Annotated in this window: 17 protein-coding genes; 7 read left to right on the top strand and 10 right to left on the bottom strand. The window is 62.2% G+C overall.

The window, feature by feature from the left end; all coding sequences use genetic code 11:
• Window positions 1-72: 72 nt before the first annotated feature.
• Both waaA and DES49_RS06190 read left to right on the top strand, forming a co-directional pair.
• A complete protein-coding gene (gene waaA / locus DES49_RS06195) occupies window positions 73-1,344 on the top strand; it encodes a lipid IV(A) 3-deoxy-D-manno-octulosonic acid transferase (protein ID WP_133735506.1) in 1,272 nt (423 codons plus the stop codon).
• Window positions 1,345-1,447: 103 nt separating this feature from the next.
• Window positions 1,448-2,338, top strand: coding sequence for a Wzz/FepE/Etk N-terminal domain-containing protein (locus DES49_RS06190; RefSeq protein WP_166646006.1), 891 nt, complete (start codon window positions 1,448-1,450; stop codon window positions 2,336-2,338).
• Window positions 2,339-2,343: 5 nt separating this feature from the next.
• Here DES49_RS06190 and DES49_RS06185 read toward each other — a convergent pair whose 3' ends face one another.
• The 4 genes from DES49_RS06185 to vapB all read right to left on the bottom strand — a co-directional run bounded on the left by DES49_RS06185 (window position 2,344) and on the right by vapB (window position 4,634).
• Window positions 2,344-3,393, bottom strand: coding sequence for a GSU2403 family nucleotidyltransferase fold protein (locus DES49_RS06185; RefSeq protein WP_133735504.1), 1,050 nt, complete (start codon window positions 3,391-3,393; stop codon window positions 2,344-2,346).
• 85 nt (window positions 3,394-3,478) lie between these two features.
• Window positions 3,479-3,961: a transcription/translation regulatory transformer protein RfaH gene (gene rfaH, locus DES49_RS06180; protein ID WP_133735503.1), complete on the bottom strand. Its 483-nt coding sequence runs from the start codon at window positions 3,959-3,961 to the stop codon at window positions 3,479-3,481.
• 41 nt (window positions 3,962-4,002) lie between these two features.
• A complete protein-coding gene (gene vapC / locus DES49_RS06175; protein WP_133735502.1) occupies window positions 4,003-4,404 on the bottom strand; it encodes a type II toxin-antitoxin system tRNA(fMet)-specific endonuclease VapC in 402 nt (133 codons plus the stop codon).
• Window positions 4,404-4,634, bottom strand: coding sequence for a type II toxin-antitoxin system VapB family antitoxin (gene vapB, locus DES49_RS06170; RefSeq protein WP_133735704.1), 231 nt, complete (start codon window positions 4,632-4,634; stop codon window positions 4,404-4,406). Before vapB ends, vapC begins: the two co-directional genes overlap by 1 nt.
• A gap of 245 nt (window positions 4,635-4,879) precedes the next feature.
• Between vapB and DES49_RS06165 the strand changes: the two genes are divergently transcribed.
• The 5 genes from DES49_RS06165 to DES49_RS06145 all read left to right on the top strand — a co-directional run bounded on the left by DES49_RS06165 (window position 4,880) and on the right by DES49_RS06145 (window position 11,017).
• Window positions 4,880-7,393, top strand: a complete 2,514-nt coding sequence (locus DES49_RS06165; protein ID WP_133735501.1) for an acyl-CoA dehydrogenase — start codon at window positions 4,880-4,882, stop codon at window positions 7,391-7,393.
• Between the two features lie 51 nt (window positions 7,394-7,444).
• On the top strand, window positions 7,445-8,623 hold the full coding sequence (locus DES49_RS06160; protein WP_133735500.1) for an acetyl-CoA C-acetyltransferase: 1,179 nt from the start codon (window positions 7,445-7,447) through the stop codon (window positions 8,621-8,623).
• Window positions 8,624-8,628: 5 nt separating this feature from the next.
• Window positions 8,629-9,099: a tRNA (cytidine(34)-2'-O)-methyltransferase gene (locus DES49_RS06155; RefSeq protein ID WP_133735499.1), complete on the top strand. Its 471-nt coding sequence runs from the start codon at window positions 8,629-8,631 to the stop codon at window positions 9,097-9,099.
• Entirely contained in the window at window positions 9,099-10,208 is a 1,110-nt protein-coding gene (locus DES49_RS06150; protein WP_133735498.1) for a tRNA nucleotidyltransferase/poly(A) polymerase-related protein, read from the top strand. Before DES49_RS06155 ends, DES49_RS06150 begins: the two co-directional genes overlap by 1 nt.
• A gap of 62 nt (window positions 10,209-10,270) precedes the next feature.
• Window positions 10,271-11,017, top strand: a complete 747-nt coding sequence (locus DES49_RS06145; RefSeq protein WP_133735497.1) for a pteridine reductase — start codon at window positions 10,271-10,273, stop codon at window positions 11,015-11,017.
• Here DES49_RS06145 and DES49_RS06140 read toward each other — a convergent pair whose 3' ends face one another.
• The 6 genes from DES49_RS06140 to sufD all read right to left on the bottom strand — a co-directional run bounded on the left by DES49_RS06140 (window position 11,018) and on the right by sufD (window position 16,448).
• Window positions 11,018-12,364: a conjugal transfer protein TraF gene (locus tag DES49_RS06140; RefSeq protein WP_133735496.1), complete on the bottom strand. Its 1,347-nt coding sequence runs from the start codon at window positions 12,362-12,364 to the stop codon at window positions 11,018-11,020. It abuts the gene before it with no gap.
• Between the two features lie 153 nt (window positions 12,365-12,517).
• Window positions 12,518-12,976, bottom strand: coding sequence for a SufE family protein (locus tag DES49_RS06135; RefSeq protein WP_133735495.1), 459 nt, complete (start codon window positions 12,974-12,976; stop codon window positions 12,518-12,520).
• Entirely contained in the window at window positions 12,973-13,512 is a 540-nt protein-coding gene (sufT, locus tag DES49_RS06130) for a putative Fe-S cluster assembly protein SufT (protein WP_133735494.1), read from the bottom strand. Before sufT ends, DES49_RS06135 begins: the two co-directional genes overlap by 4 nt.
• Window positions 13,513-13,529: 17 nt before the next feature.
• A complete protein-coding gene (locus DES49_RS06125; RefSeq protein WP_133735493.1) occupies window positions 13,530-13,886 on the bottom strand; it encodes a HesB/IscA family protein in 357 nt (118 codons plus the stop codon).
• Window positions 13,887-13,896: 10 nt separating this feature from the next.
• Window positions 13,897-15,144, bottom strand: a complete 1,248-nt coding sequence (locus DES49_RS06120) for an aminotransferase class V-fold PLP-dependent enzyme (RefSeq protein WP_133735492.1) — start codon at window positions 15,142-15,144, stop codon at window positions 13,897-13,899.
• Complete coding sequence (sufD, locus tag DES49_RS06115) at window positions 15,141-16,448, bottom strand: Fe-S cluster assembly protein SufD (protein ID WP_133735491.1); 1,308 nt, start codon at window positions 16,446-16,448, stop codon at window positions 15,141-15,143. The genes DES49_RS06120 and sufD overlap by 4 nt, the downstream gene beginning before the upstream one ends.
• Between the last annotated feature and the right edge of the window lie 4 nt (window positions 16,449-16,452).

Here is a 16,452-nt window from a genome sequence, read left to right as displayed (position 1 = left end):
TCCTTGGTGCTGACGAAAAGGCCGGATAATAGCATGTTGGCAGTACAGTGTGAGAGGAGGAGCTAGACAAGCATGGGGCGATGGCTGTATTCACTGTGCCTGTACCTGGCATTGCCCTGCGCCTTGGCGTTTCTGGGGTATCGGAGTCTGCGCGAGCCGGGGTATCGCTCCAACCTGCGCCAGCGCTTCGGGCATGTAAAGCCGGATGGGGAAGAGCCCATCTGGGTGCATGCGGTCTCCGTGGGTGAGGTGCTGGCAGCGGCGCCCATGGTCCGGCGCCTGATGGCCCGGTTCCCCGAACGCCCGGTTCTGATCACGACCGTGACGCCCACTGGTGCAGACCGGGTGCGGGATCTGTTTGGTGAGGAGGTCGCTCACCGTTACGTGCCCTACGATCTGCCACACATGGTGAACCGGTTCCTCTCGCGGGTGCAGCCGAGCATCCTGGTCATCATGGAGACCGAGGTCTGGCCCAATCTGGTGCATGCCTGCGATGACCGGGGGATTCCTGTAATTCTTGCTAACGCCCGGCTCTCGGAAAAATCCGCTACCGGCTATTCCCGGTTTGCGCCCCTGGCTCTGCCGCCGTTCCAGAAGCTGGACTGGATTGCGGCCCAGGCGGAGGCGGATGCCGAGCGATTCGTGAGCCTGGGGGCAAGGCCGGAGCGTGTAACCGTGACAGGGTCGATCAAGTATGACGTGAGGATTGGTAACCAGGCGCGTGCGGCAGCAGCAGGGCTGCGTGAACTGATTGGGGGTGAGCGGCCGGTGTGGATTGCGGCCAGCACCCATGACGGCGAGGAAGGGCTGGTACTGGATGCCCACTGCCGGTTGCTGGAGCAGTACCCGGAGGCGCTTCTGGTTCTGGTGCCTCGCCATCCCGAGCGGTTTGATGCGGTGGCCCGTCTGGTAGCTGACCGGGGGTTGGTAACGGCACGTCGCGCAAGCGGGGATGATCCGGCTGGTGCCCAGGTTTATCTGGCGGACACCATGGGCGAACTCCCGATGCTGTTCGGCTGCGCGCAGGCGGCTTTCATGGGCGGCTCACTCATTGCGCGCGGCGGGCATAACCCCCTGGAGGCGGCGGCCTGGTCGCTACCGGTGCTCTCGGGGCCACACGTATTCAACTTTTCCAGTGTGTACCAGCAGCTCAGCACGGAGGGGGGGATGTCCTTCGTCATTGGGAGGGACGATCTGGCACGGGAGCTCGGGTATTTTTTCGGTCATCCGCAGGTGCGCCGGGTTGCGGGCACGCGCGCCGGGGCCGTGATGGATGCCAACCAGGGCGCCCTGGATCAACTCTATGAGGGCGTTTGCTGGCGCCTGGCCGGGTCGTTCGTGTAATGCAAACGCTTTCACCTTTGCCTATAATGCGAAACCTGTTTCATTATCCTGTAAACCTGAAGTGGTAGAGGGCGCTCTTATTTCTGATCACGATTCCCCCCAAATGCACGATGACGAGATCGATCTGGTTGATATAGCGCGCGTGCTGTTGCGCCGTAAATGGTGGATCATTGGAACCTTTCTGGTCGTTACCCTGGGTGCGCTGGCTTATGGCCTTCAGCAGCAGCGGGTCTACGCCTACACCACCAGTATTGAGCTCGGTGAGTTCGGCCCGGAAGAGTTTGTGGCGGGTGCGGCCAGTACGGCCAGCACGATCAGTGATCGTATTCTGCTCAGTACCAAGCGTGCTTTCCTTCAGGAGCGGGATCTTGAGTCCATGCCGTTTGATGTGTCTGTGAACACGCCCGAGGAAAGCAGCTTTGTGAACCTGGTTTCGGAGGCGCCGCTGGAGGACCAGTCGCTGGTGGCGGAGTTCCATAAGCGGGTATTTGAGCGGCTGCGGGATGAGCATCAGTCCCGGCTTTCCATCATGGAGAATCAGAGCGACGCTAAGCTCAAGAATCTGCGCAGTGCGCTTGAAACCCAGGAAAAGCGGCTTTCCATGCTTGAGGAACTCAGTGTGATCCGTAATAAGGGGTCTGGTGATGAGGGGAATGTGCGAGCGGAAGCCCGTTCCGGTGAAGAAAACATGCAGGCGGAGCTTGCCAGTACGGATGCTGCGCTGACCATGCTGTTGAGCCAGCTCCAGCTGAGTGAGCGCATTTCGGAGCGGGAGCAGGCGATGAACGAGCTTCAGGGTGAAATCCGCGACGAGGAAACCAAGCGCTCCTGGATCAAGCCCACCCGCGCCGAGGACGTTGCCGTGGCCTCCCTGAGCCCGGTCGGCACCAGCCGTGCCCTGATTGCCGTGCTGGGCGCCATTCTTGGCGGCATGCTGGGGCTCTTTATGGCCTTTATGGTGGAGTTTGTGGCTAAGGTGCGGGAGTCTGAGTAATTACCTCATTCGTCCCAGAGCTCTTGGAGCTTAAGGGCGGCGTCGCTGTGCTCAGTTTCCAGTTTTGCGTGCGCATTATGCAGCCGCTTCCGCCATTTTGGACCCTGCTCCAGCGCGGCTCCGAGTGCCTCTGTTAGCGCATCCGGTGCTTCTTCGGCCAGTACCTGGATCAACTGCGCCGCTTGTCTGCGGTCCTTTTCTGCCTTGGCGGCCATGGCTGATGGGCGGGATTGGGAAACCAGCAGTTTGTGAATGGCCAACCGCTCCGGACTGGGAACGCTGACAAGCGCCATACGGCTTGGCCCGAGGAGCGGCACTATGACTGGTGATTCGATCAGGTAATCCAGAAAGCGGACGGCTTCGGCGCTGGCGTTGAGTGCAGGCACGAACACGGGACTTTGGGGTTTTCCGGTCATCGGCGTGAGAAGATCCACTCGCAACTGGCGACCACGCACCTGGAAAGAGGTTGAAGGGGTGCGGGGATCAAGCTGGGGAACCGGGATAAAACCCATCCTTAGGTTTTCCAGGATGGAGTCGGGCGGCTCTGATGGCCCCGCAGCCAGGGCGATGTTCGAAGGGCTTGCGAGGTCGATATCCATGGTCTGCATGCCGGTGTCCCACCGCACGCCTAGAAGGTTGCCCAGGGCATTGAAGGCGTGTGTTCCAATCAGGATCGCGCGCCGCTGCTGGAATACGCCGGCCTGGGCAAACGCCTCAATCACCCGAAAGACACTGCTTTCCACGGTCAGCGCGCCCGCGCTGCGACATGCTGCCGCAATCCGGGCTATATCCGTTGTTGTCAGCTCTTCCGTGGCGTTGAGTCTGCTCCGTATGGTTTCGACCTCTTCGGACTCGGCGGGGCCGAGGTAGTATTGACGGTAGCGTTGTGAGGCAATGTCCCTGAACTGGTAGTAGGCGTAGCGGCAGCCTTTGATCGTCTTTTCCACGATGCTCCCTTTCGGGAGCGGCTGCTCTTCCGAGACTGCCTGGGCAAGCGCCAGTTCCCGGAGCTCGGCAAGCAGTGTCTTGGTTGTGAGGGGGAGTGATTCAGGCATTGCGGCGGTTATACGTTATTTCATTTAATGTAACGTATAACGGTTTTAGAAGGATTGCAACCGCCGGAGAATGCTCGCGGGATCGCTAACCGGGCCGCACGCTCTGCAGATCCATACTCACCCGGTGCTGCTTCTGCAGGAAGTCGATCAGCACCATGGCGCGGGCTTCGCCATCGTATTCCTGGAAGATGGCGTTCAGGCCGCGGAAGGGGCCTTCCAGGATCTCCATGCGGTCACCGGCCTTGATGCCTCCCACTTCTTCGGCCTGGTTCAGCCCTTCCCGGATCTGGTTGATGATCGCGTCTTCGATCACGGCCGGCTTGTTCGCGAAGCTCACCACTTTAGCCACCCCCCGGGTGGAGCGCAGCTTGTGCCAGATGGGGTCGGTCAGTTCCAGGTTGATGAAGAGGTAACCCCGGAACAGCGGCTCGCGCTTGATGGTGCGCTTGCCCTGGCGGATGGTCTCCACATCGATTTCCGGATAGAAGCACTCGATGCCCTGGTATTCCAGGTTGGCCAGGGCTCGCTTGGGCTGAGCTGGTTTATGTTGGACGGCGTACCATGCCATAAGTGTGAGGTCCTTTCCGGTCTTGGTTGCTGGGCGTCAGTTCAATTCACCCAGTTTGTCACGCGAATGCCCGGTGCGTCTTCGAACTGTCTGACGTTGTTGGTTACCACCACCAGCCCTCTGGAGCGGGCATGGCCGGCAATCATCTCGTCATAGGGGCCGATGGGGCGGCCTGCATTTTTCAGTTCCGCTCGCAACTGACCCGTGTGTGCCGCCGCCTGGCTGTCATAGGCCAGCACGTCCAGCCTCGCCGCAAACGCTTCAACATCCCTTAAATTACGGTCAACGGCGGCGGACGCCTCCGCGCCGTGGAGCAGTTCCATGAGTGTGACGGTGGAAATGCACATCTGGCCATCATGGGCCTTAAAGGCTTCCCGCACTTCCGCGGGGCGACTCTTGATCGTGTAGATGGCGATGTTGGTGTCCAGCATATACTTCAGCATCAGAGCGACTCGCGATCCTGGGCGCTGGGTTCATCGCGGGTAGCCATGAAATCCTCGGATACACCCTCACCTTCAAACCATGAATCCCAGGACTCTCCTGCAGGGGTTATAATGCGGGCCTTGCCGATTACCACTATGTCCACCTGTTTTACGGAATCCGGGTAAGCTACGGCTTTGGGCAGGCGAACCGCCTGGCTTCTGTTGCTGGTAAAGAGGGTTGTTTTTTCCACTTCTGCCATTCTCTCTGCGTTTTGGGATATGCCTATAGTATATCCCACTCTAGGGTGCAGGGTTGAGAAGTGTCAACGGCTTCAGGCGGGCGGTGTATTCTCGGTTGTCGTGTTCAAATCCTTTCCTTTCTGGGCAATTGCCCTTTATTGTAAGTGGGAACGCGGCGGGATTTAAGCGGTCTCCCGAGAGGCGGAAGGGACACGAAGGGACACAATGACATCGATCCTCGCGTAAGGAGCACATCATGAGCATCGTACTACTGATTCTGGCGGCACTGGTTCTGCTGTATCTGGGCGTGAGCTGGTGGCTTGGCGCCATTGGGCTGGCTGTCGCCACCCTGGCGGGTATGTGGCTGGATGCCTTTCACTGGGCCAGCGTGGTCTTTGGCGGGCTGATTCTGATTGCGGCGCTGGTGGTGATGATTCCCTCGCCGGTGCGCCGGAGCCTCTTGAGTGCGCCCCTGCTGGGGATGGTGAAGGGCATGCTGCCCAAGCTGTCGGATACCGAACAGGAGGCCCTGAACGCCGGCAGCGTGGACTGGGACGGGGAGCTGTTCTCCGGCAATCCGGACTGGGAAGAGCTCCTGGGGTATGAGCACCCGAAGCTGACCGATGAGGAGCAGGCCTTCCTGGATGGCCCCGTGGAAGAGCTCTGCGGCATGCTCGATGACTGGTCCATTACCAACGAGCGCCTGGACCTGCCGGAAGAGGCCTGGCAGCTGATCCGCGAGAAGGGCTTTTTCGGGCTGGTGATCAGCAAGGACTATGGCGGTCTGGGCTTTTCGGACATGGCCCATTCCGAGATCGTGATGAAGCTTGCCTCGCGGGGCGTCTCCGCCGCCGTGACCGTGATGGTGCCCAACTCCCTGGGCCCGGGTGAGCTGATCACCTATTACGGCACCGATGACCAGAAGAACTATTACCTGCCGCGCCTGGCGAAGGGCGACGAGATTCCCTGCTTTGCCCTGACGTCGCCGGTGGCGGGCTCGGACGCCGGTGCCATTCCGGACAGCGGCATCATCTGCCGGGGCTACTGGAATGGCCAGGAAACCCTGGGCATGCGGGTGACCTGGAACAAGCGCTACATCACCCTGGCGCCGGTGGCCACGCTCATTGGCCTGGCCATCAAGGTGTATGACCCGGAGGGACTGCTCGGGGATGAGCACGACCTGGGCGTGACCACCGTGATGGTGCCGGCCGACACCGAGGGTGTGAACCACGGCCCGCGCCATCTGCCCATGAACACGCCCTTCATGAACGGGCCCACCTGGGGTGAGGATGTGTTCATCCCGCTGGACCAGGTGATCGGCGGCCGGGACATGATCGGCCAGGGCTGGCGGATGCTTCTGGAATGCCTGTCCATCGGCCGCTCCATCTCGCTGCCGGGTCTGGGCACCAGCGCGGGCAAGATGGCCTGCCTGACCACGGGCTCCTACGCGGCCGTGCGCGAGCAGTTCGGGCGCTCCATCAGTGACTTCGAGGGCGTCCAGGAGGCCATGGAGCCGATGGCGGGCTACACCTGGATGATGGATTCCGCGCGGATCTTCACGGCCGGCATGCTGGATCGTGGCGTGAAGCCCTCCGTTCCCTCCGCGCTGCTGAAATACCGCAACACGGACCTGATGCGCACCGTGGTGAACAACGCCATGGACGTGGTTGCCGGTCGTGGTGTTATCCGCGGCCCGCGCAACTTCCTGGCGCGCATCTACCAGGCCATTCCCATCGCCATTACGGTGGAGGGCGCGAATATCCTGACCCGCAGCCTGATGGTCTTCGGCCAGGGCGCCATCCGCTGCCATCCGTACATTGTTCAGGAGATTGAGGCGGCGGGCATGGAGGACAGGAGCAAGGCCGTCAGCAAGTTCGACGGGGTCTTCTTCGCCCACATTGCCCATACCACCCGCAACGTACTGAGGGCCCTGCTGCTGGGGCTGACCGGTGGCCGGCTCGAGCCCACGCCCAGGCAGGGCAACCTGCGCCGCTACTATCGCCAGCTCTCGCGCTTCTCAGCGGCCTTTGCGGTGCTGACGGATGTGAGCCTGATCAGCCTCGGTGGCGGCCTCAAGGCCCGGCAGCGCTTCACGGGCCGGATGACGGACTGCCTGGTGGGGCTCTATTACGCCTCCGCGTCCATCAAGCAGTGGCACGAGGAGGGCTACCCGGAGCACATGCGCGATGTGGTGGAGTGGAGTCTTGAGACCTCGCTGCACGACATCCAGACGGCCCTCTACGAGGCCACCACCAACTTCCCGGTCAAGCCGTTGCGCTGGCCGCTGAAGTTTATGGCGCTGCCGCTGGGCGTGCGCCTGCGTAAGCCGGATGACGAGCGGGGCAAGCGTGTGGCCCTGAGTATTGCCCGGCCTGGGCCGGTCAAAGACCGGATCGTGAAGGGCGTCTACATGGACGATAACCCCAATGACGCGGTCGGGCGCATTCTCAACGCCCAGAAGCTCGCGGGTGAAACCAAGCCGGCCCGGGATCGCATCAACGAGGCCATCCGCAAGGCGGACCCGGACGAGCTGCAGGACATTGAGATGCTGCTCGGCCACCAGCGCGAGGAACTGCTGGACTGGGCCCAGGAGCGTGAGCTGATTGACGACAGCGAGCGCAAGGCGGTGTCGGAGGCCATGGCGGCCATGTACGACACCATCCGCGTGGATGCATTCTCCAAGGAGAGCGTGGCGGAACTGGGCAAGGACGCTGTAGGGCGCCTGAAGCTGGTGGAGCGGCCCAAAGCCGAGGATGAGCCGACGAACTGAAGGCCGGTCTGGTAGACTCGGCTGCATACATTGATTGGAGGATTTGCACTCATGCGTGACGTGGTTATTGCGGCGGCAAAACGCACAGCGGTCGGCACCTTTGGCGGCGGGCTGGCGGGGCAGAGCGCCTCCCAGCTTGGCGCCACGGTGATCCGCCAGCTCCTGACAGACACAGGGGTTACCTCCGAGCATGTGGACGAGGTGATCCTCGGCCAGGTGCTCACGGCCGGCGTTGGCCAGAACCCGGCGCGCCAGGCGTCCATCGGCGGCGGGCTGACGGAAGCTGTGCCGGCCATGACCATCAACAAGGTCTGCGGTTCCGGCCTCAAGGCCCTGCACCTGGCGACCCAGGCCATCCGCTGCGGCGATGCGGAGCTGATCATTGCCGGCGGCCAGGAAAGCATGAGCCAGGCGCCCCATGTGCTGCCCAACAGCCGTAATGGACAGAAGATGGGCCACTGGCAGCTGATCGACAGCATGATCCAGGACGGGCTCTGGGACGCCTTCAACGATTACCACATGGGCGTGACCGCCGAGAATATTGCGCGGGAATACAGCATCGGCCGCCAGGAGCAGGACGAGTTCGCGGCCGCATCCCAGCAGAAGGCGGAAGCGGCGATTAACAGCGGACGCTTCGCGGACGAGATTGTTCCGGTGAGTATTCCCCAGCGCAAGGGCGACCCCAAGGTTGTCGAGAACGACGAGAACCCGCGCCCGGGCGTGACTGCCGAGGGGCTTTCCGGGCTCAAGCCGGCCTTCCAGAAAGACGGTGGTGTGACTGCCGGTAATGCCTCGGCGCTGAACGATGGCGCCGCGGCCGTGGTGGTCTGTTCCGCCGAGAAGGCCAAAGAGCTGGGTCTGGAACCGCTGGCGACCATCAGTGGTTATGCCAACGCGGGCGTGGCGCCGGAAGTCATGGGCACGGGCCCGATTCCGGCCACCCGGCGCTGCCTGGAGCGTGCCGGCTGGTCCGTCAATGACCTGGACCTGGTGGAAGCCAACGAGGCCTTCGCCGCCCAGGCAATCGCGGTCAACAAGAACCTCGGTTGGGACACCAGCAGGGTGAACGTGAACGGCGGGGCCATTGCCCTGGGGCATCCGATCGGCGCCTCCGGCTGCCGGATCCTGGTGACGCTGCTGCACGAGATGCAGAAGCGCGATGCCCACAAGGGCCTGGCAACACTGTGTATTGGCGGTGGCATGGGAGTCGCGCTCGCGCTTGAGCGCTGATCCCGATGCTCCATATTGCGCTGTTCGAGCCGGAAATTCCCCCGAACACCGGCAATATCATCCGCCTGGCGGCCAACACCGGCTTCAGCCTGCACCTGATCCGGCCACTGGGGTTCACCCTGGATGACCGGCGGATGCGGCGGGCCGGGTTGGACTATTCCGAGTTCGCCAGTATGCGGGTGCACTCGGACTATGAGACCTTCCTGGCCGAGGCCGGCGTGGATCCCGGGCGTGTGTTCGGGGTTTCCACGAAGGGCAGCACCGGTTACCACCAGGCCACCTTTCAGCCCGGCGATACCCTCCTGTTCGGCCCCGAAACCCGGGGCCTGCCCGATGCCGTGCTCGATTCCCTTGCGAAAGGTCACTGCCTGCGCATTCCCATGCGGCCGGAACGGCGCAGCCTGAACCTCTCCAACGCGGCGTCCATTGTGGTGTACGAGGCCTGGCGGCAGCTGGGGTTTGAGGGAGCGGAGTAATGAAGCAGTATCTGGTCGGCGGTGCGGTCCGTGATGAACTTCTGGGAATCCCGGTAAAGGATCGGGACTGGGTAGTGGTGGGCGCCACACCGCAGGAGATGCTGGATGCCGGCTATAAGCAGGTGGGGGCGGACTTTCCGGTTTTCCTGCATCCGGAGACAAATGAGGAGTATGCTCTGGCGCGCACCGAGCGCAAGCAGGGGCATGGCTACCATGGGTTCACGGTGCATGCCTCCCCGGATGTGACCCTGGAAGAGGACCTGCAGCGCCGGGATTTGACCATCAATGCCATGGCCAAGTCCGTGGATGGGGCAGTGGTTGATCCTTTTGGAGGCAGGGAAGACCTTGAAGCTCGCCTGCTTCGACATGTTTCAAGTGCCTTCTCCGAAGATCCCTTGCGCATTCTGCGTACCGCCCGCTTTGCAGCCCGTTTCGCACCCTTGGGATTCCAGGTGGCTGAGGACACCATGGCGTTGATGAAGCGCATGGTCGCTGAAGGGGAAGCCGACCACCTGGTGGCCGAGCGGGTCTGGCAGGAAACCTGTCGCGCCCTCCATGAGAAAGCGCCTGCCGTTTATTTCGAGGTCCTTGATGCCTGTGGCGCACTGGCCGTTGTGATGCCGGAGATTGGCGCGCTGTTTGGCAGGGAAGGGCGCGAGCCCCTGGATCATCTGGAAAAGGCAACGGAGCGCAGCGATGATACCGACGTCCGTTTTGCAGCCCTGGTTTCCGGTCTCGATTCCGGGGAACGCGAAGCGTTGAACAGCCGGATGAAGGTGCCCAATGACTGTAAGGAACTTGCCGCGGCATCCGGATCGCTACTGGAGCGGTTTCCTGCTGATGACAATCCCTCTGCAGAGCAGATTCAGGCGTTGATCGATGAAGGCGACGGCTGGCGGCGCCCCGAACGATTTGAACGGATTCTGCTGGTGCTGGAATCTGTTGGTATTGGAGCAGATTGGACGACGATGCTTGCTGAGGCCCGTTATCAGGCCAGCCAGGTCGATCCCAAGGCGTTGATGGCAGAGGGTTATAAGGGCAAGGCATTGGGCCAGGCTATCCAGCGTGAGCGGCTCAGGTGCATCCATGATGTTGTAGTATCTAAATGATCAATCAAGGTCCATGGCATGAAAGAATGGATCCGACGTACCACATGGAATAGGGGGCGATCATGTCTGAGAATACGGGAGTAGCACTGGTAACCGGCGCTGCCCATAGACTCGGCGCTGCAACGGCCAGGGCCCTGCATGCGCGGGATTACCGGGTGGTTGTGCATTATCGGAGTCGCCAGCATGATGCGGACGCGTTGGTGGCGGAGCTTAATGAACTGCGCCCTGGCTCGGCGGTTTCGCTCCAGGCGGACCTGGCGGACCCGGAAGAAATCCAGCGGCTGGCACGGCAGGCAACGGATTACTGGTCGCGCCTTGACGTGCTGGTGAACAACGCCTCGGTCTTCTTTCCAACACCAACGGGTGAACTACGACTGGATGACTGGGACCGCCTGGTGAATACCAATCTGCGGGCGCCCGTACTGCTGGTCGAACACCTGGTGGAAGAGCTGAAATTGCAGGGCGGCTGTATCGTGAACCTGATCGATATCTATTCGGAACGCCCTCTGGTGGATCACCCGGTCTACAGTGCCACCAAGGCGGCCCTGGCATCGCTGACCCGTTCCTGGGCCCGCGATCTCGCACCCGAAATCCGCACCAACGGCGTCTCACCGGGCGCAGTACTCTGGCCGGAGAATGATGCCGAGCCGGATAGTGAATCAAAGAAGGCGTTGCTGCAGAAAGTACCCATGCACCGCACCGGCGAGGCAGGGGATATTGCCGGCGCGGTGACATGGCTGGTGTGCGATGCGCCCTACGTCAACGGCCAGATCATCAGCGTTGACGGCGGGCGCAGCATCTCCATGTAGTCAGAAGGACATTCCGAGCTCGGCCGCAGCACCCACTTCCTCGCTGCTGACGAGCGCGCCCAGTTCCACTCGCAGTGCCCAGGGCGAGAGCGCCAGGCCGGCGGTGAACTGGGTTTCCTCTTCAATACCCTCCTGGCCGGTGTCGCTGGCCAGGTTCTGGCGCGCGCCGGCGCGGACGTTGACCCAGTTGTAGACGTTGAATTCACCGCCTACGGAGAGGAACTGCTGGTCGCCGGCTGGGCCGATGCCTTCGTTCTTGGTCAGGTCGAGATCCGCCGTCAGCGTGTGCCAGCTGCTGGTGTGCGCGACACCCACGGTGACAAGGGGATCCAGTTTCATTTCTTCCTGGCCGTAGAAGAGGCTGTTGTTGTTCTCCACGGTCTTCAGGGTCTGTGGGATCAGGTTGCGTACGGAGGCGCCCAGCTGCCATTGGTCTTCCGCGCCAAGCTGGGTGCTGGCGCCAATATCCAGGTTCAGATGGGTGTCGTCGGTTTCGAAGTCGGAGGCGTCAAAGTCGTTCTCATCAAACTCGTTGACGTCCTGGACGTAGTCGAAGGTCCGCATCTGCACCATCTTGGGGGTGACGCCGATGTTGACGTCATGACCCTGGATGCTGAACCGCCGTGCCAGGCTCAGGCCAACCTCGGAAACCGCGCTGGCCAGCACGCGGCCATCGGACTCCAGTCCATCCACCTGACCGGTATTCGGGTCATAGACGTCGCCCAGCGCAGTTTCTATGTCGTTCTGGGTCGATGTGTTGGGGTCCAGACCCGCAAACTCCTCAAGGGCTCCGGTGTCATTCTCGGAGATACGGCCCTGAACCGTTGCCCGAAGCTGGGCATTGGCATGGACGCCCACGGCCAGCTTCGGCGAGGGGACGGCAAAGAGGGTGCCCAGCCCGGCGTCAACCCGCATGCTTTCCTGGTTGATGCCGCGCAATTGCTCCGCGAGCGTCTGCGCGTCGTTCTGGGCGGTTTCAAGGTCACTCGGGTTCGTCGTGTTCAGCGCGGTGCTGATCGAGGTTTCAAGCTGCGCGACGGTATCCTGGATCTGGTCTATCTCGTCCGTGACTTCATCATTTTCGGCAACGCGCGCGTTCACGGACGGCAGTGTCGCGGCGAAGCCGTCGTTCCAGCCACTATGATCGGCCGAGAGCAGGGCCGGGTTGAACAGGGCTGCGCCGCTGGGCCGTGCCGCTGCCACACCCGTGCCGCCCATGCCGAGAGCGCGGACGTCCTGGAACGCCGGTGGTGCGGCATGGACGGATGTGGCCGTAGCGGCTACGAGTGCAACGGCCAGTGTGAGTCGGGACTGACGGAACAGGGTGGAATGCTGGTGCAGGGTCATGATGATGGTCACCGTTATGCTTGATGGGAAAACCGGATGTGAGTTTGAACTCAGAATAGCGGTTTCCCCGGATCATTCCAGTTGGAAAACGGTGTGGAAACAACTTTTTACAAAGGGCTACCCTGCCCTTACCTGGATTGCGTGAGGGGTGCCTCAGGCCGCCTCGGCCTGGGCGATGTTCTGGATCCTGCCGACCATGGCGCGCAGGCCGTTGCCTCGGGTTGGGGAGATGTGGCGCATCAGGTCCAGGTCCTGGAAGATTGACTCGATGTCCACCTTGAGCAGCTCATCCGGCGTACGGGCGTTGAAGGCGGTCATGATGATGGCGGCCAGGCCGCGCACGATCATGGCGTCGCTGTCGATCAGCAGGTAGAGGCGGCTGGTGTCCGGGTCCAGGTGGTGGATCAGCCAGACCTGGCTCTGGCAGCCATGCACGTAGTTCTCTTCCCGGCGCTCTTCGTCGGGGAAGGGCGGCAGTTTCTTGCCCAGGTCGATGATGTAGGCGTAGCGCTCTTCCCAGTCGTCGAGCAGCTCAAAGCCGTCCCGGATCTCATCAATCGTGAGTTCGGTGCCGAGTTGGGTGTTGGTGAAGGCGTCTGTGGATGTGGTCATAGCAATCCGAGTTCCAGCTTGGCTTCGTCGGTGAGCATCTCGCTGCTCCAGGGCGGATCGAAGGTCAGTTCCACTTCCACGTCGTCCACGTTGGGGACGGCTTCCACCTTGGTCTTGACGTCGTCGGCGATGACCGGACCCATGCCGCAGCCCGGCGCCGTGAGCGTCATCAGGATATAGGCGTGGTTGCCTTCGCTGTCGCTCCAGACCTTGCAATCGTAGATGAGCCCCAGGTCCACAACATTAACCGGGATTTCCGGGTCGTAACAGGTCTGCATGGCTTCCCAGACCTGGTCCTCGCTGATGGACCCGTCGCTCGGCGTCTCGAACTGGCTTTCGGGAACTTCCTTGCCGATGGCGTCGGCATCCTTGCCGTCGATGCGGGCCAGGTTGCCGTTGACGGCCACGGAGAAGCTCCCGCCCAGGGCCTGGGTCAGGGTGACAAAGGTGCCTTCCGGGATCTGGATGGATGTTCCGGAGGGAACCAGCTTGGCTTCCACGTCGCGCTGGGTCACGACAACTTCACGATCGTGCATGTTCGGGCCTGTTCGGTTCAGGAAACCGCAAAGCTCTCGCCGCAGCCGCATTCGGCGGTGGCGTTGGGGTTGCGGAATTCAAAGACGCTGTTGATGCCTTCGGTAACGAAGTCGATCACCGTGCCGCTCACCATGGGTAGATCCTGATGGCTGACGTAAACGGTCACATCGTCCGCCACCGGGAAGGCGGTGTCGTCGCTGCCGGGTTCGGCCACGAAGTCGGTCGTGTACTTGAAGCCGGAGCAGCCGCTTTTCTTGGTGCCCAGGCGGATGCCGGCCATTTCCGGGCGCTTGCGGAGCTGGCCGCGAGCGTGTTCGATGGCCGCCGGCGTCATATTCACGCCGGTCTGGGGTGTTACGGTTTCCGTGGTCATGCTTGCCCCCTTATTCTGCAAACAGACGCTGAATTTTCTGCAGTCCCTGGAAGAATGTATCCACCTCTTCCACCGTATTATAGAACGCGAAGGAGGCCCTGGCAGTACCGGGAACCCCGAAACGCTCCATCAGCGGCATGGTGCAGTGGTGACCCGTGCGGATGGCAACCCCCTGCTGGTCAAGCAGGGTGCCCACGTCGCTGGGGTGGAGGCCGTCCAGGGTAAACGACAGCACCGGGACCTTGTTGCTGCTGGTTCCGATGGGGTGCAGGCCCGGGAAGTCGGCGGTCCATTCGTTGACGCGCTGCTGCAGTGTCTTCTCCGCCGCCTCAATGGCATCGCGGCCCAGTCCGTCCAGGTACCGGATGGCTTCGCCCAGGCCAACGGCTTCGGCGATGGCCGGCGTGCCGGCCTCGAAGCGGTAGGGTGAGTTCTGGAAGCTGGTGCCCTCAAAGCTCACCCGGTGGATCATCTCGCCACCGGTCTGGTAGACCGGCCATTCGTGCATCAGTTCTTCCCGCCCATAGACCACGCCGATGCCGGTGGGCCCGAATACCTTGTGGGAGGAGAACACCAGGAAGTCGCATCCCAGCGCCTGAACATCCACGCTCATGTGGGGCACGGCCTGGGCGCCATCCACCACGGTGAACGCGCCGGCTTCCTTCGCTGCCGCCACCATCTCCGTGACCGGATTGATGGTGCCCAGAGTATTGGAGACCTGGGTGATGGCGAACACGGCGGTGCGTTCGGAGAGCTGTTCCCGGAAGCTGTCCTGGTCCAGTTCACCCTCGTCGGTTACGGCAATGACCTTGAGCGTGGCGCCGGTCTTCTGGGCCAGCATCTGCCAGGGCACGATGTTGGCGTGGTGTTCCATGTGCGAGATCAGGATCTCGTCCTCGGGGCCGAGGCGGTCATAGAAGCCGTTGGCGATCAGGTTGATGCCCTCGGTGGCGCCGCGCACCCAGACGATTTCACTGATGCTGTTGGCATTCAGGAAGCCACGTACCGTGTCCCGTGCACCCTCGAAGGCCATGGTGGCACGGTCGCCCAGGGTGTGGGCGCCGCGGTGGACGTTGGAATGGGACTCACGGTAATACTGGTCCATGGCGTCCAGAACCGCCTGGGGCTTCTGGGCCGAGGCGGCGTTGTCCAGGTACACCAGCGGCTTGCCGTTGACGGACTGGTTCAGCGCCGGGAAGTCCCGGCGGACCTGCTCTATGTCCAGCGCCTGTGGTGTCCGGGGTGCGGCCTGGTTCATGCGTTGGTTTCCTTGAAGCTTGCCTCGATAAACTGGTTCAGCCGCACATCCACCACCTCACGCACGTCCTCCAGCGGCACCTGGCCGACCAGTTCGTGCACGAAGGCCATGCTGAGCATGGAGGCGGCGGTCTGGCGATCCACGCCACGGGCCATCAGATAGAACAGCGCGGTTTCATCAAGCTGGCCGACCGTGGCTCCGTGGGTACAGGTGACGTCGTCCGCGTAGATTTCAAGCTCGGGCTTGGTGTCGATCTCCGCGTTCGTGGACAGCAACAGGTTCTTGTTGTTCATGTCCGCGTGGGACTGCTGGGCATCCTTGTGGATATGGATGCGCCCGTTGAAGACCGCGTGGGACTTGTCGCCAGCCAGGCAGCGGTAGGTTTCCTCGCTGTCGCAGTGCGGCACCACGTGCTCGATGGCGGTGTGGTTGTCGAAGTGCTGGCGGTTCTGGGTCAGGGCGATGCCGTTGAGCCGGGCGAAACCGTTCTCACCTTCCAGTCGCACCTGCAGGTCGTGGCGGCGCAGGTCGCCGCCGAAGCCGATGGCGTGGCTGTCCAGGTTGGCGCCGTCGGCCATGCGCACGCCCGTCGCGCCCACGTGGCGGACGTTGTCCGGTTCCATGCAGAGGCGGATGTAGGTGACGTTGGCGTTGCTGTCCAGGGTCATCTCGGTGACCGCATCCACCAGCACGGGTTCGTCACCCTCACAGAGGTATTCCTCGACCAGGGTCATTTTACTGCCGTTGCCGGCCTCGACCAGCACGCGCGGGTAATTGGAGCCGCTCTGCTGGGCATCGGTGACGCACTGGACGTAGATGGGGTGGTCGACGCTGGTGTCCGGCGCCACGCGAATCAGCAGGCCATCCTCAATGCGCGCCGTGTTCAGGGCCGCGATCTGGGTGGTCGAGTTGTCGATGACGGTGTCGAGCTTGCGTGCCACGCTCTGGGCGGTGACTTCGTCCAGGTCCGTGAAGCGCTGGATCTCGACGCCTTTCTGGTCGGGCAGGACGCTGCTTTCGCGGTCCACAACGCCGTTGCGGATGACCACCCGGTAGGCGCCTTCCACGGCGCGGCCGACGGCCATGCCGGAACCCTGGGTCAGCGGCGCCAGGCTTTCGTCCAGCTTGAGGTACTTGCTGGAGTACTTCCAGTTCTCGGTGCGGCGGTTGGGCAGCACCATTTCCGTGAGCGCCTTGCTGCGGATGTCGCGCAGGTGGCGCAGCGGCTGGGGCAGTAGTTTGCCACCCTCGGGCGTGAAGGCCGGCTCGAGGGTGACCTGGGGTGTTTTATGGGCCAGTGTCATCGAA

It is taken from the genome of Halospina denitrificans, from assembly GCF_004364635.1.
Classification (GTDB): domain Bacteria; phylum Pseudomonadota; class Gammaproteobacteria; order Pseudomonadales; family Oleiphilaceae; genus Halospina; species Halospina denitrificans.
Note: the sequence above shows the minus strand (reverse complement) of the source record. Positions and strands in the feature narration are given on the sequence as shown.

Coding starts and splice junctions, on each gene's coding strand:
- DES49_RS06135 (WP_133735495.1), bottom strand. CDS start 12,976: ATGACCACATCCACAGACGCCTTCACCAACACCCAACTCGGCACCGAA.
- DES49_RS06120 (WP_133735492.1), bottom strand. CDS start 15,144: ATGAACCAGGCCGCACCCCGGACACCACAGGCGCTGGACATAGAGCAG.
- DES49_RS06165 (WP_133735501.1), top strand. CDS start 4,880: ATGAGCATCGTACTACTGATTCTGGCGGCACTGGTTCTGCTGTATCTG.
- rfaH (WP_133735503.1), bottom strand. CDS start 3,961: ATGGCATGGTACGCCGTCCAACATAAACCAGCTCAGCCCAAGCGAGCC.
- DES49_RS06160 (WP_133735500.1), top strand. CDS start 7,445: ATGCGTGACGTGGTTATTGCGGCGGCAAAACGCACAGCGGTCGGCACC.
- DES49_RS06190 (WP_166646006.1), top strand. CDS start 1,448: ATGCACGATGACGAGATCGATCTGGTTGATATAGCGCGCGTGCTGTTG.
- DES49_RS06125 (WP_133735493.1), bottom strand. CDS start 13,886: ATGACCACGGAAACCGTAACACCCCAGACCGGCGTGAATATGACGCCG.
- DES49_RS06145 (WP_133735497.1), top strand. CDS start 10,271: ATGTCTGAGAATACGGGAGTAGCACTGGTAACCGGCGCTGCCCATAGA.
- vapC (WP_133735502.1), bottom strand. CDS start 4,404: ATGCTGAAGTATATGCTGGACACCAACATCGCCATCTACACGATCAAG.
- waaA (WP_133735506.1), top strand. CDS start 73: ATGGGGCGATGGCTGTATTCACTGTGCCTGTACCTGGCATTGCCCTGC.
- DES49_RS06155 (WP_133735499.1), top strand. CDS start 8,629: ATGCTCCATATTGCGCTGTTCGAGCCGGAAATTCCCCCGAACACCGGC.
- DES49_RS06150 (WP_133735498.1), top strand. CDS start 9,099: ATGAAGCAGTATCTGGTCGGCGGTGCGGTCCGTGATGAACTTCTGGGA.
- DES49_RS06140 (WP_133735496.1), bottom strand. CDS start 12,364: ATGACCCTGCACCAGCATTCCACCCTGTTCCGTCAGTCCCGACTCACA.
- sufT (WP_133735494.1), bottom strand. CDS start 13,512: ATGCACGATCGTGAAGTTGTCGTGACCCAGCGCGACGTGGAAGCCAAG.
- sufD (WP_133735491.1), bottom strand. CDS start 16,448: ATGACACTGGCCCATAAAACACCCCAGGTCACCCTCGAGCCGGCCTTC.
- DES49_RS06185 (WP_133735504.1), bottom strand. CDS start 3,393: ATGCCTGAATCACTCCCCCTCACAACCAAGACACTGCTTGCCGAGCTC.